Here is a 17344-nt window from a genome sequence, read left to right on the forward strand (position 1 = left end):
CCGTCTTTTGCCGTCGAACGAAACGCCAGCCAACCCGCGAACACGGCAAATCGAGATTTGCACTCCGCACAGCGACTCGAACAGACCCTACCGGAGTGCAAACCTCGGTTTGCCTCTCTGCTTATTCAAACTGAGCCGCAATTTGCCGCTGTATTTTTTCCGCCATGGCTTTGCGGTCCGCGGCGTCGCGGATCGGCCGGCCCACCACCAAATAATCGGCGCCGCTTTGGATGGCCTGTTCGACGCTGACCGCCCGTTTCTGGTCGTCGTCTTCCCGGTTGTCGACCGGCCGTATGCCCGGCGTAATCACCAATAACTTGTCGCCCAACTGGGCGCGAATCAATTCCGCTTCCATGCCCGACGACACGATACCGTCGCAACCAATTTGCAGTGCCCGTTTGGCGCGCGACAGCACCAGTTCGCGCACGTCGCATTGAAAGCCCAAGTCGTCCAAATCGCCCCGGTCCAGGCTAGTCAACGCCGTCACCGCCAAGACCTTCAGATTGCCCTTGGCTTCGGCCGCGGCTTCCATGATGGAATCGTTGCCGTGTATCGTTGCCAGGTCCACGCCCTTGCTGCTCAGGGCTTTGATCGCTCGCCCGACGGTGGCGGGTATGTCGAAAAACTTGAGGTCCACGAAGACTTTCTTGTCGTGCGCCTTCAACCATTCGATAAAGCCGAAATAGTCGCCGGACATAAACAGTTCCATACCGACTTTATAAAACACCACGGAATCGCCCAGTTCCTCGACCAGGGCTTGGGCTTCGGCGATGCTGGCGACGTCCAGCGCCATGATCAGGCGTTCGCGAGGAGGAATGGGTTTTTGAGAGATAAAGGTATTTGACATGAGAAGTCCGAATTAACGTTAACGGCGAGATTTTAACCGCAAGCCGGATTTAAATTGGGAGCATTTGCTGGCCCTTCAAAGGCCTGGGCGGGGATAAACACGCAAACACCGTGTCCGCGCGGGAAGGGCGGAACAAAATGACTAAGCCGCGCGAGGCTTTCCTGCGATTTATCCAATGCGGTGTAGGCCGAATTCGTGACCGTTTTCCGAGCGTGACGTGAACAAGCGACGGAACTTTTCCTGGAAAAACTTTCACGGAATGGATTTTTGCATCATTATTAACTTGGAAAAGTGGGGTAACCGATGACGAAAACATTAGGATGTCATTAAAAACGACAGATCGGAATGCCGTTCGCGTATAAATCGGCCGTTTGTTTACGGCTGCGGGAATGTTCGCATTCGGGCCGGGGAGTCGTAAAGCATTGATTAGCAGGCTAAAGGTATCGCCGAAAGGCGTTTTGCGACTTTGTCGGCGTGATGATGAACCAAGATGGTGCGGTTGCAACGCTATGTGATGGTCGGCAAAAAACTCGACACTGGGCACTTAGCGCGTGTTGTGCCTGATGAAGATTGGCTTATCGGTGTATCCTTAAGGCGCACTCGGGATGGTGTGTTCGGTCACGCTTGACATTGCTGCGGTGGGCCACGAGTGGAACCAGCGTTTAGAGGTATGGCAATCGTCGGGGGCTTCCCGGCTAGCAGGGATAACTGGTGTGCATTTTGCTGACAGTTACGTTTGAATCCAGTCGCCGCATCGAGCGGCTGGCGTATAGAAGCGGCCTATCAGTGTTTGCAACGACTTAAAACACCGAAAGGCCGAATCGATAGTCGGGTAGGGAGCCTAGATTCATGGGGCTGAAATAAAGTGCTGATAAATTATTGGATCAGCGCGGATCAATCGGATGTTCAACGAATAGTCTATAACTTCTGGATATGAACCAACTTCGCTCAAAAGGATTTATCCGTCCCTTGCGGCCTGAAATGCAAGGGGTTAAACGCGCCATCGATACCGGGATCATTTTTGTGTCGATGTTTGCGTCGCTGGAGCTCTATCAAATCCCTTTCACGCGCGAGTATTTGATCCTCTTCATCGCTTGTACGGTGTTGTTCGGTATCTTCGCCGAACATCAAGAGATCTATCACGGTTGGCGCGGCGACCCGATGTTCGACGATGCATTGCGGATTTTACTGTCGTGGATAGGCTCGTTTGCGGTGGTGTCCAGCGGCGTGTACTTGCTGGAGCCGGATTTCGAATTCTCCAAGCAAGTGCTCGAGTTGTGGTTTCCGCTGGTGCCGTTGGGCATTATATTGGTGCACACGCTTCGGCGAGCGACATTGTCGTTTCTGCGTTTGCACGGTTTGAATGTCCGTTATTACGCGATATTGGGTGCCAATCCACTCGGCAAGCGCTTGAATATCGCGCTGACCGAAATGCCCTGGTTGGGCTACCATTTTGCCGGCTACTTTGACGATCGCGTCGAAAACCCGCAACGCCGCGAGCAAGGCGAGTTGATAGAAGACGACATTACCGGCGATTTCAAGGAATTGTTAAAGCGCAGTCAGCGCGGCGAGATCGACCATATCTACATTACCCTGCCGCTCCGCGCCGAAGTACGGATCAATCAGTTGATCCGCGAACTGGCCGACAGTACGGTGTCGGTGAATATCGTTCCCGATTTTTTCACCTTCAACCTGATGCAATCCAAACTCAGCAGCGTCAAGGGTATCCCGGTAGTCAGCGTGTTCGACACCCCGCTCAATTCGGTGTTGGACGGTATGGCCAAACGTCTGGAAGACTTGGTGTTGTGCGCGCTGATTTTGCCGCTGATCGCGATTCCGATGCTTCTGATTGCGCTCGCGGTCAAGGTCACTTCGCCCGGTCCCGTCATCTTCAAACAATTGCGTTACGGCGTAAAGGGCGAGCCGATCGAAGTCTGGAAATTCCGCTCGATGTCGGTCTGCGAAAACGGCGACACCGTCAAGCAAGCCACCGCCAACGACAGTCGGGTCACGCCGCTGGGCGCGTTTTTACGGCGTACCTCGTTGGACGAATTACCTCAGTTTCTAAACGTCCTGCGGGGCACGATGTCCGTGGTCGGCCCGCGTCCGCACGCGATTGCTCATAACGAATACTATCGCAAGCAAATCCAGGGTTACATGCTGCGCCACAAAATGAAACCCGGCATCACCGGCTTGGCGCAAATCAGCGGCTGCCGGGGCGAAACCGAAACCATCGACAAAATGCAGGCCCGAATTCACTACGATCTGGAATACATCCGCCAATGGTCGCTGTGGCTGGACATCAAGATCGTATTCATGACCGTCTTCAAGGGCTTTGTCGGGGAGCAGGCGTATTAAATGTTTCCCCGCCGGTAGAACAGCAAACCGCACAACGCGGATATCGCTAAACCGAAAACGATACCAATGCAGTCGATAAAGATGTCGCCCAGTTGCGGTCCTCTGCTCGGGATAAATAGCTGTAAGATCTCGCTGCTGGTCGCGAACAGGCTCATCAAGAAAAACCGGCTGGCGGAAATCGGCCGAAACCGGTTGCTGGCGCCTATGGCCCAGGCGAGTAACGCAAACATCGTAAAATGGCCCAGTTTGTAAATATCGATGATCGGAATCGAAAAATCCAAATTAAACGTTTGTACAAATTCGGCGTGATCGCCGTGTGGTGCCAAAGCGGCGGCCGGCCATAGGGTTTCGCCGAGAATTTCCTTCAGCGATTCAGGCATCAAAACCCCGGCCAGAATGCCGAAAGTTGCCAGCAACACCAAGCGATTCGACGGGGTGTTTAAACGATTCATAACAAAGGGCCAGCCAATCCAAAAACCGAGGGCCAGCCAGGCCGCGAAGAGTACAGAACGGTAGCGGGCGAATTCAGGATTTAACTGTACAGCGTGCAAATTGAGTCCTGTAACCAGAAAGCGCCCTCGACTATGCACCAATTGGGCGCTGACTTGCAGACTAGTGGTATCCGGGCTGACTTGAAATACCCGTTGATGTTGGGTCCAATCGGAAGTGCCGAATAGCGATGCCAGCACATGTGGACGGTCGTAGCGCGGTTTCCCGGAATGGTCATAAGCCACGAGTACGATACGCGCGATTTCCCAGTCGAGCGGTCCCTTGACGACGTTTTCCACTTTGAGGGTTGCGGAAAGTTGCAATAATGTTCCGGGCGCGGAAGGTGGAAGCGACTGATTGATTGAGATAATTTTGTCGCCCATATCGCTGCTTAGAGCAATGCCGCTACGGGGTGTATTGCTGACGGCCGAAACCGAAGCATCGGTTGGTGAGCGAGTGGCTTCATCCGCCTGTTTAAAGGCTAGAACACCGTCACGGGACCACGACCAATGGGATAGCCCGTCAAGGAAATTCGGGTTTGCCAGAAGTTCCGGGCCGGCGCTCAAAACTTGCGGATACCGATTGAAATAACCAATAGTCGCCAGTCCGAGCAGAACGGCGCAGAGGACTTTAGGCAATAAGCGAGTCTGATATATGGGGTGATGGTCGGTTGATGTCATTCGTAGTCGAACAGCGATTTAGGTTGGAAAGCGAGCGGACGATTATTTAAAGCCGCTGGAAATTCTAACAGGAAGAGGTCAATTCAATCCGTGATGCGAAGATGGCAAGAAAATATAAATCGCAGTCGAACGACGTATAGCGGCCGGAGTAAAACCGGTTTGAAACAAGGCGAGTCGGCAAGCGATTTGAGTTTTTGATTTTCAACGAATTAAATGAGCATATTAAATAGCGTTAAATGGAATTATCTTGGAGTGGTAATCAAAGGCGTTTCCCAGTTGGCCGTGCTGGGCGTCATGGCCAGATTGTTGACGCCGGAAGAATTCGGGTTAATGGCGCTAGCCTTAGTTGCCGTTAAATTCGGCGGATATTTTTCGGACTTTGGATTGTCTGCCGCCATTCAGCAAAAAGACGAAATTGACGACGCGGATATTCAGTCTTCGTTTTGGTTTTCGCTCGTGACCGGCGTCGTGTTCTGTGCGGTTACCGTTTGGCTGGCAGAGCCGCTGTCGGTTTTTTTCGAATCGCCTAAGCTGGTGCCTGTCATCCAGTTGATGGCCTTTAATTTTGTACTGATCGGTGCCGCCGCGACATCCACTGGACTGATCAAGCGGCGAATGCAATTCAAATATTTATCGATACTGGAGACCGTAAACTATTTAATCTCCAACGGACTCATTGGTATCGTATTAGCTTATTTAGGTTATGGGGTGTACAGCTTGGCGATTGCGAACCTAAGCCAATCGCTGATTTTGCTGATCGCCTGCTACTTTAAGACCAAACACACGTTACGCATTAACTTAAGAATGTCCGCGTACAAACATATATTAACCTTTGGTGGAGGGTATTCGGTAGCCAGCTTTATGACGTTTGTCGGCTCGAATATCGACCACATTCTGGTCGGCAAGTTCTTTGAATCGGCGGAACTGGGCTTGTGGAACCGAAGCCGTAATATTATATCCCTGCCGGCATACAATCTTTTGGTTTCGATTACCCGCGTATTGTTGCCGGCCTATTCCCGCTATCAGCAACAACCAGACTTATTTGCGCAACTTTACTTGAAAAGCCTGACGATGACCGGCTTCTTCCTGATTCCGGTCGGCGCAGGCATGTATGCCGCCGCACCGCAATTAGTCGACGTTTTATTGGGGGCGAATTGGCAGTCGGCGGTCCCGTTCGTTTGCATGTCGGCTCTATTCGTACCGATAGAAATGCTGGCCAGCGTGGCGGCTACCGCATGCAGCGCATTGGGCGTGCTGTCCATGCAAATTCGGCTGCAAATCTATTTGCTGATCTTGTCGATACCAGCGATGTTGTATTACGCGGTAAATCATCAATTACAGATGATACTGTGGGTCTTGACAGGCTATTACTGGCTGCGCTTTACCGCATATATCCTGATTCTGGGATACAAACTAAAAATTAAAGTCGTCACGCATCTTCAAATTCTGGGGTCTCAGTTGGCCTGCGGAGCATGGGTTGCGGCGCTGATTTACTTGTTGGAAAACAAATTCGCTTGGATTGGGGCTTTTCGCTTATTGCCGGCCGAGGCCGCGTTGGGTGGTATCGGCTTAATGACTTTTATTGTTTTCGGCCCGGCGCGGTATTTTAGAGCAATCATTCGAGAGTTTTTAGCCGGTCGATCCGCGGCAAGTAAAACGGCACGAATGGCAAACTTAATATTAAAGAAAGGATATTGATGATGAAAAAACTCAGGCTGCTGTATCTGCCGGTCGAAACAGCCGAGGGCGATCAACGAGCTAGACGAAAAATTTTCGCCGACATGCTTTCCGAAGGCCGCTTGGAAGCGCTGGAAATCTTTTCGTATCGAATTTTCGGACGTGAACACGGTTGGGATGCCATGGCGGAAAAGGTCTACGAAATTGCAAAAGATTTCAGTGCGGATGCAATTTATTGGCATGGACTCTGGACCGGACATTTAAACGAGCAAATCATGGCAAGGATCAGGGATTTACCGACCAAGCCGGCGATCTGTAACGAAAACGGCGATCCGTTCGGCAATTTTTGGGTCGTGCCCTATCCTAAGTGTCTATTGTCTTTAATTAAGTACACCGATGTTTGTTTCAACTCAGGACTGGGGCGCGTAGCGGAATATTTGAAAAGACATGGCGCGAGGCATGTTTATTTATTGCCGCACGGATACGACGAGGTATCATTTGGCGAGCCTATAAAAACCGAAAGGGATTATCAGAACGACTTAGTGATGATCGCCAATCAATGGAAATCTCGCCGGCCCTTCGCATCCGCGCCCGGAGCTAAAGAACGGTCCAAGTTAATTGCCGCGCTACAAGAAGAGTTCGGAGATAAATTTGCGCTCTATGGAAAAGGCTGGGACAAGTTCCAGTGTGCCAGAGGGCCTATCGACTTTTTTAAACAGGTCGATGCATATAACGCATCCAAAGTCGCAATCGGTATTCCGCAATTTAGCGACATCGAATATTACGACTCCAATCGTCCGTTCAACACCATCGCAATGGGTATCCCTTACGTTTCCGGTTATTCGCCGAAATTTGATGAAATCTTGAAGGACGGGGTACATTGCCATTATTTCAAAACGCCCAATCAAGCCGTCGATAAGGTTAAATGGTTGCTCAGTATGCCTGAACAGCAAAGACTGGAGATGGCCTTAAACGCAGCTGACTATGTTAGGCATCATCACACCCAACGAAGCAGAATGGAAATTTTATTATCTACGTTGGAAGGGATTTGGACGCATAAACATTATAATTCTGCATTTCCTGAAGAAATAAAAAATTTTATCGCCCAATAAGTTTCAAAATTTAAATGAATATTCTCTTTAAAGTCGCCGGAAAGCTTCGATATTGGTATTGGCAAATATCGGCCAGAATGTTGGCTAGAGTGCATGGCGTGGTTTTGGGTAGGGGATGCAAATTCTATGGCATGCCGATATTCTCCATCGCTAAAGATTCGAAAATAATAATCGGCGATAGAGTTGTTTTTTGCTCCGACTCAAGATTTACCGCACTTGGCGTCAATCATCCTGTTATTCTTAGAACTTTGCAGCCGGGGGCAGTGTTGATGATAGGGGACGACTGTGGGCTTAGCGGTACGAGTATTTGCGCCGCCAAGTACGTCAGTATCGGTAAGAGAGCGTTATTAGGTGCAAATGTGTCGATATTCGATACCGATTTTCATGCAAAGGCTTCGGATAATCGCAGATATTGCAAAGACCCGGTCAAAATCGCCGTAAAACCTGTTGAAATATCCGATGACGTATTTATCGGAGCCAATTCAATTATCGTAAAAGGTGTATCTATTGCTGCGAATAGTATTGTAGGAGCTGGCGCCGTAGTTGTGCGAGATATTGCGCAGTCAAAAATTTATGCCGGAAACCCGGCTAAGGAAGTCGGCAATGTCGATTAAAAAAATTCTCTACGTCCAGCATTCCGGAGCGAATGGTGGGGCTCCGATGAGTCTGTTCTATTTGTTGGAGTATGTCAGAAAGCAATACGACATCGTTGTTTACTTTATTACCGAGGGTCCGGCTGTGGAATTCTACCGAAAGGCCGGCATTCGTTGTGTCGTAGATAAGCGGCTTGGAAAGCTGCCCCATTGCACCATCGAAAATCAGTCGCTGAATCCATTCGGCGCAAAGTTTTATTACGATTTAAAAACTTATACGCGGCACTATCTAAAATTGCTCCCAGGCTATTTGGCAATGAAGCAAATCATTGCCGCAGAGAAGCCGAATATCGTGCATTTGAACTCCACGGTATTGATTTCAGAAGGCTTGGCGGTTAAGTCGATGAATATACCCTTGGTTTGGCACCTGCGGGACTTTTTGGAATATGGCAATTTCCGCTTACGCTATTCAGTGTTGCGGAATATCATCTCTTATTGTGCCGATGTAACGATTGGGTTATGTGAGTCCGAGTTAAAGCGGATAGGCCCGAGCAAGCGCGGCGTCGTGATTCCCAATTTCGTGAATTTCGATAAGTTCGATTACCGCAAGGCCCGGCCAGTGTTCTTAAGGCAAAAGCTTGGGCTTTCGGAATCCGCCAAAGTCATTGCAATACTGGGTTGGCACACGCCGGCGAAAGGTGCGTTGACCTTATTGAAAGCGTTCGCGGCAGTCGCCGATAGGCATCGCGATGCGGTATTGGTGTTTTTTGGTGAGGGTGCTAAACACGCGGACAGCAACCCAGTCAAAAAGCTACTGAGTAAGCTGGTTGGCAAAAAGAATTTGCGTTCTGAATTGCAATGGGTGATAGAGCAACACGGTTTACAAAGTCGGGTGTTTTTTCCGGGCGTGATTTTCGATATTGCAGATTATATTGCTGAAGTCGATATCGTCGCGGCTCCTTTCACCGAGCCGCATTTTGCCAGACCCATATTGGAGGCGGGCGCGATGCGAAAACTAGTGATTACCAGCGACATCGACGGCACTCGTGAGATGGTTTTGAATGGGAAGGCCGGGTTGTTGGCGAAGTCCGGTGATATTCTCGATTGGTCGAATAAACTGGATTTAGCGTTAACGACGAATAATCAGGAGAAAATCGATTCTATGTTCGAGAATGCTTTTAATACCTACAATTCGAATGTTAACGCTAGCCGAACGATAGATTTATATAGTTTTTTGAATTATGATTATTGAGTTTGAAAGTATTGCGTAACGCGGATTGTTTCTGTTTTATTAAATTATAATTAATAGATTGCTCGCTCATTGCGAGGTGGGTTTAAAAAAAGCAGGTGGTAATGTGATGCTTGGGTAGATTTGCTAATTCTTTATTGTCGGAGGACTTATGAGCTGGAAAACATTGTTTATGCTGGTGTTAACCAATAACAAATGGATTAGGTTAATGCTTAGGCGGGTGGAGCTGCTAGAGGACATCAAGTGGTTTCAGCTTTTAAGTCCATTGAACGGAAGATATGTGCCTTGGACAGGGTCTGCTATGAGGCCTGGTGCGCTCCAAATGATTTTGAATGATATAGCGGTAAATAGGCGAACCAAAATTGTCGAGTTGGGCGGTGGATTGTCTACAATATATATTTGTCGCCTCTTGAGTCAAATGCGATCCGATGGAGTGAGCCGCAAAATAGTTTGTATAGAGCACGATGATGAATGGGTTAAGATATTAACCGCTATACTTAAGGCTAACGAAATTCCGGATGATTTATTTGAGATAATGCATTGCCCTCTGATTTCCAGCGCGAATACAACTGGGAGTTCATGGTATGCTGAGAATGAGTTCATGAAGGCTGTTACGGATATTGAATTACTGTTGATCGATGGCCCTCCCGCCTACAGAAAGGAAATTGAAATGGCAAGAGAGCCCGCGCTGCCTTATTTTTACAGCAAGTTATCCGAAAATGCTTCGGTTTATCTCGATGATATAGATCGATCAGGAGAGAGAAAGGTTGCCTATAAATGGTGCAAAAAATTCAATATCTCTATTTCAGTGTATAGACTGAGAGGGAGCTTTGCTGTTTTTAGAAAGTCGGTTGGTCTTTTTAATGTTTAATCCACTGATGAAGAGTTGAGTTCGAATCGAGTAAGGTTTTTATGGAACACAATATTTTTCAGTGTTGATAAGATATTAATATGATCGAGATTGCTATTTTTTTTGTTGTCGCCGTTTTTTTATTTCTTATGCCTACGGCGATCCCCTATTTGGCGCTGCTATATTTGTTCATTAACGGACTTGCCAGTCGAGAGTTTGTCGGCAGCCTGAAGTTTACACTGGGAAGTGTTAATATTCTTCCACTTGATTTGTTGTATGCCGTATCGGTAGTTTTTATGATGATCTTTTTTGTAAAGAAGTTTTTCTTAAAAACTGCGGTATATCGGGACTCAGCAGAAGCGAATGTTGTTATATTTTTGATAGTTTTATATTTTCTGTTTTACATGGGTAAGTTAGTCAACGGGTTTTTGAGTAATGTTCCGTTGGATAGCTTGGTTCGAATGTTCATGTCAGATACTCAGCAGGTTTATTTTTTTCTGCCATTGGCTATTTATAGTATTGGCAGTCAGTTTAAACGATTAACTGTTGTTGTTATTGTGTTGTCAATATGTTTTCCTTTGTATCAGCCGTTTTTGTATGGCTCTAAAGATACAATGACGGCCTTGAGGGGGCAGGATACTCTGAGGCTCGGGTTTGGTGATGGTAATGTACTTTTAGGTTTAGGTGCAATTGCTCTTTTTTGCTGGGAGTATAAAAAATATCTTACATTTTTACCGCTTTCGGGTATTTTAATGTTAGGTCATCGTTCTGCTTTTATTTCAATAGCGCTCGCTTTTTCGGCGCTTTCCTTTTTTAAAGGAAATAAAATAAAAAACCTTGTATTGATAGGGTTGTCTGGTGTGCTTATGCTGGCGGCTTTGACTGCGATGCAGAGTTTTGCGAACATAAATATGTTAGATAAGCTAATAAGCCGTGTTGAACAAACATTCGAGCCTACAAAAACTACCATGGTTAGGGCTGCGGTTATTACAACCGTCATAGAAGAGGTTGATAAACGTCCTTTTACCGGCTTAGAGTATCGGGAGCTAAAGGAAATAATTAAACGTGCGGAGTTCAGTCCGAGGGATTTTAATATTTATCATCCCCATAATTTTATCTATTTGTTTTTGATGGGCGGAGGTTTTTTGGGCTCGGCTTTGTTGTTTTTGGTTATTGGAAGATCAATGACGGCCGCATATGTGCTCGCCAAAACCGACGAGTTTAAATTGCACGGTAGTTATCTTTTTTCTAGTATATTGTATTTTTTGATCTTCTCATTAATGAATACAACAATGACAACGGTCGGTTACGCTCTTTGGTTTTTATGTGGTTGTGTTTTCTGGTTTTTTAATAAATATAAAGCTACCGGAATCGAGTGATGAAGATTTGGATTTGTGTTCCTGTGTTTAATCGCGTTGAATTTACATTAAAATGCCTTTCTACTATTAAAAAGCAAAGTTTTCAAAGTTTTAATGTTGTTATTTGCGACCATGGCTCTACCGATGGTACGACAGAAAAGATTGGGCAGGCTTTTCCAGATATCGTGGTGTTGAAGGCAGATAGTAGCTTATGGTGGACCGGTGCCATAAATATCTGTGTTGAATATGTGTTACAGCATGCCGAGCCTGATGACTTTGTGTTGACGTTAAATAACGATACAGAGTTGCCGGAGGATTATTTAGCTGAAATGGCCGCTCAAGCAGTTAAATATCCGCATGCGTTGTTGACGTCAGTGGTTCACGACATAGCTACCGGTAAAAGAGTTAGAGAAGGATTTCGGCAGAGTTGGTGGGGAGCTAAAGACCGGGCGGTATATTTCGCTCAAGACCATTGTCCGAGTGATGAAAACGCGATGCTGGTTAGTCTGGTTTCCGGAAGAGGGACTTTGATTCCGGTACAGGTGTTTCGCCAAGTCGGTTTATATGACGAGGTTCATTTGCCGCATTATGCCGCCGATTATGACTTTGGGCATAAAGCTCGGAGAGCAGGCTACCCGGCATATGTCTTTCAAAGCTGCAAAGTATTTTCGTATGTCGATGCTACGGGTATGACAGCGGTGCGAGATCAATTTTCTTTTAAGAAATTAGTAAATTTTTTGTCCAATATTAAGTCGCCAGCGAATTTACGCGCGCGGTGGTGGTATGGTTGGAATAATTGCCCTAGGTATATTTTTCCATTTTATATTGTAATTGATTTGGCTAGGGTGTTGGTTGGCTACTTTAGGTACTTTATACGCGGTCAATCAGTTGCTTAGCGCGCGGCGTGAGTTTAACTATATTTATTTTTGAAAATAAAATTTCCGCAGGCTAAACAAAGATGTTTAATAATTTATTAGCTGCTGGGCGTCGCATACAAACACAGTTAAAATTAATGCGCTCAACGTCGATTACTCGGGTTGGAAGAGACTTACATATCGGCGCGCGCGGTCGTTTTTGGGCGCCGAATGAAATTACCATCGGCAATGGTGTGTATATTGGTAAGGATGTGTTGGTGGAAACCAATGCGGATATTGGCGATTACGTTTTAATTGCGAATCGAGTTGCGTTGGTGGGGCGGCGGGACCACGACTTTCGATGCGTTGGTATTCCGGTTCGGTTTTCTCCGTGGATAGACAGCAAATCGTCACCGAATCCTTATCGAAACGACAAAGTGGTGATCGGTGCCGATGTTTGGATTGGCTATGGTGCCATCATTCTGTCCGGCGTCACGGTTTCTCGCGGTGCGATTGTCGCGGCTGGGGCGGTGGTAACGAAAGATGTGGGGCCATATGAGATCGTTGCAGGTAATCCGGCCCAGAAGGTGGGTATGCGCTTCAAAGACCAAGAAACCATCGATACGCACGAAGCATCCATCACTTCCGGACGTTTCGTCTCGTCGGAAAGAGGTTACGAGCATTGGGTTATCGAACCAGGTAAAAATTCAATACTTGATTAATCGATTGGATAGGACATGAAAAAAGTCGTCATTTTGCAACATCGGTTGTTGCATTATCGCTTGGGATTATTCGAAGGCTTGCGTTCGGCCAGCGCCGCTCGAGGCATAGATTTGCATTTGGTTCACGGACAGCCAACCAAGCGCGAGGAAAAGAAACGCGATGTCGGCACTTTGCCTTGGGCCAGCGTCGTCGTTAATCGTTACGTGTCTATCGGGGGCAAGGATATTCTTTGGCAGCCCTATCCGGAGGAGCATCGCGATGCGGAACTTGTGGTGGTGATGCAGGAAAATCGTTTGGTGTCCAATTATCCCTGGTTGCTGTTGCGTGGGTTTCATAAAACGAAGTTAGCCTATTGGGGGCATGGACGTAACTTTCAGACTACGAAACCGAGCGGTTTGCGGGAAAGATGGAAGCAGTACATGGTCGATAGCGTCGATTGGTGGTTTGCTTACACTGATATGACCAGGGATATTTTAATCGCGGACGGTTATCCTGCCGAACGCATCACCGTGTTGGACAATGCGATTGACAACGAACGATTCGAAGCCGATTTGGCGACGATATCGGATGATAGATTGCGGGAAGTTCGTGCCGAGTTGGGTATCGGCGATACCAGTCGCGTAGGATTGTATTGCGGATCGCTTTATCCGGATAAGCGGTTGGACTATCTGGTCGCCGCGGCCGACCGGATTCGCGAGTCGATTCCGGATTTTCAGGTGGTGATTATTGGCGACGGGCCTAGCGCGGCGGATATTCAGGCGGCAGCGGAAAGTCGCCCGTGGTTGCATTGGCGGGGCGTTCGAAAAGGGGTAGAAAAAGCGGCCTATTATCGCCTGGCCGACGTAATATTGAATCCCGGCCTGGTTGGCTTGCACGTATTGGATGCGTTTTGCGCCGGTTTGCCGATGGTAACAACGTCCGACGCGCGACATAGTCCCGAGATCGCTTATTTGAAGGACGGTGAGAACGGATTGGTCGTTAACGGCGCTTCGGATGCTTACGCCGACGCCATTGTGACACTACTTGGGGATTCCGAAGCCTACCAGCGGATACGCGCCAATGCGTTGGCCGCCGCGCGTCGTTATACGTTGACGAATATGATCGATCATTTCGTTGACGGCATGGAGCGGTGTTTGGCGATGGAGCGTAAAAAATAGGGCAAGTTTTGCCCATAGGGTTTTGCTGGCTTCTGAGAGCGCCCAACGGAAAACTGTTTTTAAGGCAATTGTCCTGGGTTTGGCAATCGTATAATAAGGCACATTGCCGAGAACTAGTTTTCTGTGGCAGACCTTATGCCGAATTGGGAAAGTTCGGTCTTATAGGGATAAAAACTCTTCCTCGTGGCTGTTCTTTGGGGTCATCGGACATAAGAGTAGAAACCGTGTTAATCGTGCTAGCGGTTACTCAATTATTTATTCAGAGGATTTTGTCGTGACAACCTTTACAGACAGGTTGATGGGGATGCCCGTTTACACCGGGCCCCACGCAGACGTTTTGGCCGAAATGGCTAGGGCGATTTCAGCGGGCGAAACCGGCCGATACATCTCGATCACCAATACCGAATCGATGTATCACGCCTTGCGCCGCCCGGATCATTTAAAATTCGTTCAAAACGCTAACTTTTCATTGTGCGACGGCGTGGGCGTCATCGCGGCCGGTTATTTTTGGGGCTTGAAAATCAACCGTTATAATGGCCCGATCTTGCAATTGGATTGCAGTGAATACGGTCAGTCCAGAGGGTGGCGGCATTTTTATTACGGCGGCAAGGAAGGCGTCGCGGATTTAATGGCGGAGAAATTGAAAGAACAATTTCCGCAAATGCAGGTGGTCGGCACCTACTGTCCGCCGTTTCGGGAACTGACCGCCGAAGAGGACGAGGAAGTCGTTCGCATGATCAACGAGACCAAGCCCGATATCGTTTGGGTCGGCTTAGGTCTGGTAAAGCAGGAAGCCTGGATCGCCAAGCATTTGCACCGGGTTCGCGCGCCCTGGATGGTTGGGGTTGGCGCGGCCTTCGATTACCATTCCGGCGCGGTGCCGTGGGCGCCGGAATGGATACGCGCGCTGGGATTGGAGTGGGTATTCAGGCTGATCATACAGCCTAAGTTAAGGGCTAAGCGTTATTGGTGGTCGTTTATATTCGTCGCCGAGGCCGCCGCGGCTGGTTTAATGCGGCGGTTTCAGCGAGCAAAAGTTAATTGAAAAGGAGTAATGCGGTGGTTCGTGTAGCTGTTGTAGGTTTGGGAAAAATGGGGTTGTCGCATCTGGCGATTATTAATGCACATCCCGATGTGCAGGTAACGGCGATCTGCGACGCGACTGGCTACGTCCTGGACGTGTTGAATAAATATACCGGGGTGCCGACGTTCAGCGATTACGACGTCATGTTGCGGGATGCCGAACTGGATGCGGTGGTGATTGCCACGCCGTCCAGCATGCACGGCCCGATGGTTCGCAAGGCATTGGAAAAAGGCTTGCATGTATTTTGCGAAAAACCGTTCAGTCTCAATCCGCAAGAATCCGAGGAACTGGCCGGTATCGCGGCGCAAAAAGGCTTGGTCAATCAGGTGGGCTACCATTACCGATTTGTCGGTGTGTTTCAAGAGGTCAAGCGTTTGCTGGACATGAACTTGATCGGCGATATCTCCCACGTTCTGGCCGAGGCTTACGGCCCGGTCGTGATGCGTCCCAAAGGCAGTTCGTGGCGAACTCAGCGTACCGCCGGCGGTGGTTGTCTTTACGATTATGCGGCGCACCCGCTGAATTTGCTGACTTGGTATCTCGGCATGCCGCTCGGCGTTGGCGGCAGTGTCTTGAACAGCGTATTTTCTAAGGAGACCGATGACGAGGTCTTCGGTACCTTGTATTACCCCGGCGGTATGAATGCGCAAATCTCGGTGAACTGGAGTGACGAGTCTTACCGCAAAATGAGCACTAAATTCAGCATTTGGGGGGCCAAGGGTAGAATCATCGCGGACCGCCAGGAGTTGCAAGTTTATTTGCGCGATACCGCCACGATACCGGCCGGTTACCAACAAGGCTGGAATGTCAACAACACCACCGCGTTGACGGAAGAAGTCTGGTTTTATGTGCGCGGCGAGGAATACTCCGCGCAATTGGATTACTTCGTTAAATGTATCGCCGAAAAACGTGCCGAAAACGTCAACTCGTTTGCCAGCGCGGCCGAAACCGACAAAGTGATCGCGATGATGATTGCCGATGCCGAAAAGGGGCCGTCGGTGAAAAACGACGAAGCTTTGCCGGTTACCGCCCCTAAAAAAGGCGGGCTGTTTTCGTTCTTGAGCAATTGACGATAGGCTGGTTGTGATCGTTATCGCCCAGGCTGGCTGAGCACGGTGTTGTAGGAGCGGCTTTAGCCGCGATTACGGCGGTATGCGTTAACTTAGCCGTTCGTGGTGAGCTAGTTGAACCATTAACGACTTAATCACCCGCCCTTCGGTTTTGCTCGGGACGAATGGTTAAGCCTTAACTAAACGGTATTGGGGTAGAAAAGAGGTTAGCGAACTGTGGGTTCGTTTTCCTCGTCTTAACTTTCCGCAGAGCGAGGGGGTAATAAACAGGGAATTTGCCCGCTTTTAGCCTTTGACGAATTGCTACCCGTTTTTAACAGTTACCCCATGAAGGGGCTGGAGTAGATTAGATGGACCAATTACTTTTTGGCGACAATCAATTTTTTGGCGTCAATCATATGTCGGAAGAAAAGGCGCGTGCTCAGGCCATGCGTTTTCAGGACATCGGGGCCGTGATCGAGGTATTGGACAATGCCTACGACGAAGGCATCAAAACCTTTATGTGTACCACGCACGAGCGGATAGCCTTGGTTTGCGACCACATGCGCGCCAACCCAACACGTTACGCCGATTATAAATTTTACCCTTGCATGCCTTATGCGCATAAATACGCCAATGCAATGACCGATCACGGTTTGTTGGGGGCGATCAAACACTTCTTGCCGGAAGAAGGCTTCCTGGATTCGGCTATGCGTGGCGGTATGTCATTGGCAAAAAAAGACATCGAAGGCATCACCACTTTATTGATAGACGCCGAGATGAAAATGTTCGCTGGCTTGCAAACACCGGTGATTTTCTTGCAGAACGTGGTCGTCGACTTTTTGCTGGGCCTGGGTTTTAACGAAGCCTTCCGGATATTTGCCAACCACGTCAAGGCGAGATACGGCGCCGAGCCCGGCTTTATCACGATGAATATGCCGAGGCTGTTGGATGTGTTGGAGGAATTGGGTGTCGAGAATCCCATCGTTTGCGCGAATATCAATAAAGTAGGATTCAGGATGTCCGGCGGATTCGAGGCCTACGAAACGGCCTTGAAAGAGAAAAAATTTCGAGCCATCGCGATGTCGGTATTCGCCTCCGGCGCCATCCCAGCCAACGAGGCTATCGAATGGGTCTGTGCCCAGCCGAATATCGAATCGATTGTCTTTGGTGCTTCCAGCAAAGGCAATATTCGGTCTACCCGCGAGTTGGTTGATCGGTATTGGCCTCGGAATTGATTTGCCGTCGCGAAATGGTTTTCACC

15 protein-coding genes are annotated in these 17344 nt (G+C 48.6%); 13 read left to right on the plus strand and 2 right to left on the minus strand.

The features are described 5' to 3' along the window. Positions 1-121: 121 nt before the first annotated feature. Positions 122-847 carry an orotidine-5'-phosphate decarboxylase gene (gene pyrF, locus ACQE3D_RS03360; RefSeq protein WP_313729095.1) on the minus strand — a complete coding sequence of 242 codons (726 nt, stop codon included), beginning with the start codon at positions 845-847 and terminating at the stop codon, positions 122-124. A gap of 981 nt (positions 848-1828) precedes the next feature. Between pyrF and ACQE3D_RS03365 the strand changes: the two genes are divergently transcribed. Continuing rightward, a complete protein-coding gene (locus ACQE3D_RS03365) occupies positions 1829-3205 on the plus strand; it encodes an undecaprenyl-phosphate glucose phosphotransferase (protein WP_254786686.1) in 1377 nt (458 codons plus the stop codon). On the opposite strand, the gene ACQE3D_RS03370 is transcribed toward ACQE3D_RS03365, so the two are convergent. Continuing rightward, on the minus strand, positions 3202-4017 hold the full coding sequence (locus ACQE3D_RS03370; RefSeq protein WP_313729094.1) for a VanZ family protein: 816 nt from the start codon (positions 4015-4017) through the stop codon (positions 3202-3204). The two genes, ACQE3D_RS03365 and ACQE3D_RS03370, sit on opposite strands and share 4 nt — an antisense overlap. Before the next feature lie 570 nt (positions 4018-4587). Here ACQE3D_RS03370 and ACQE3D_RS03375 point away from each other — a divergent pair. From ACQE3D_RS03375 to ACQE3D_RS03430, 12 genes are all read left to right on the plus strand, one after another. Further along, complete coding sequence (locus tag ACQE3D_RS03375) at positions 4588-6072, plus strand: lipopolysaccharide biosynthesis protein (RefSeq protein ID WP_313729093.1); 1485 nt, start codon at positions 4588-4590, stop codon at positions 6070-6072. Beyond that, complete coding sequence (locus ACQE3D_RS03380; RefSeq protein WP_313729092.1) at positions 6072-7163, plus strand: glycosyltransferase family protein; 1092 nt, start codon at positions 6072-6074, stop codon at positions 7161-7163. Before ACQE3D_RS03375 ends, ACQE3D_RS03380 begins: the two co-directional genes overlap by 1 nt. A gap of 14 nt (positions 7164-7177) precedes the next feature. Beyond that, complete coding sequence (locus tag ACQE3D_RS03385) at positions 7178-7777, plus strand: acyltransferase (RefSeq protein WP_313729091.1); 600 nt, start codon at positions 7178-7180, stop codon at positions 7775-7777. Then, positions 7767-9008, plus strand: coding sequence for a glycosyltransferase (locus ACQE3D_RS03390; protein WP_313729090.1), 1242 nt, complete (start codon positions 7767-7769; stop codon positions 9006-9008). Before ACQE3D_RS03385 ends, ACQE3D_RS03390 begins: the two co-directional genes overlap by 11 nt. A 148-nt stretch (positions 9009-9156) precedes the next feature. Beyond that, positions 9157-9876: a class I SAM-dependent methyltransferase gene (locus ACQE3D_RS03395; RefSeq protein WP_313729089.1), complete on the plus strand. Its 720-nt coding sequence runs from the start codon at positions 9157-9159 to the stop codon at positions 9874-9876. Positions 9877-9956: 80 nt separating this feature from the next. Further along, the gene (locus ACQE3D_RS03400; RefSeq protein WP_313729088.1) at positions 9957-11234 is read left to right on the plus strand and encodes an O-antigen ligase family protein; all 1278 of its coding nucleotides are present in this window, start codon (positions 9957-9959) and stop codon (positions 11232-11234) included. Further along, positions 11234-12109: a glycosyltransferase family 2 protein gene (locus ACQE3D_RS03405; protein WP_313729087.1), complete on the plus strand. Its 876-nt coding sequence runs from the start codon at positions 11234-11236 to the stop codon at positions 12107-12109. Before ACQE3D_RS03400 ends, ACQE3D_RS03405 begins: the two co-directional genes overlap by 1 nt. Positions 12110-12171: 62 nt before the next feature. Further along, positions 12172-12789 (plus strand): CatB-related O-acetyltransferase, encoded by a 618-nt coding sequence (locus tag ACQE3D_RS03410; protein WP_313729086.1) that lies wholly within the window; start codon positions 12172-12174, stop codon positions 12787-12789. A 15-nt stretch (positions 12790-12804) separates the two neighbouring features. Next, on the plus strand, positions 12805-13947 hold the full coding sequence (locus ACQE3D_RS03415; RefSeq protein WP_313729085.1) for a glycosyltransferase family 4 protein: 1143 nt from the start codon (positions 12805-12807) through the stop codon (positions 13945-13947). 274 nt (positions 13948-14221) lie between these two features. Beyond that, complete coding sequence (locus ACQE3D_RS03420) at positions 14222-14992, plus strand: WecB/TagA/CpsF family glycosyltransferase (protein WP_313729084.1); 771 nt, start codon at positions 14222-14224, stop codon at positions 14990-14992. 14 nt (positions 14993-15006) lie between these two features. Then, positions 15007-16101: a Gfo/Idh/MocA family protein gene (locus ACQE3D_RS03425; protein WP_313729083.1), complete on the plus strand. Its 1095-nt coding sequence runs from the start codon at positions 15007-15009 to the stop codon at positions 16099-16101. 350 nt (positions 16102-16451) lie between these two features. Further along, on the plus strand, positions 16452-17318 hold the full coding sequence (locus tag ACQE3D_RS03430) for a hypothetical protein (RefSeq protein ID WP_313729082.1): 867 nt from the start codon (positions 16452-16454) through the stop codon (positions 17316-17318). The last annotated feature ends 26 nt before the right edge of the window (positions 17319-17344 follow it).

This window comes from Methylomonas sp. MS20 (assembly GCF_050275925.1).
In the GTDB taxonomy this organism is placed as follows: Bacteria; Pseudomonadota; Gammaproteobacteria; order Methylococcales; family Methylomonadaceae; genus Methylomonas; species Methylomonas koyamae_A.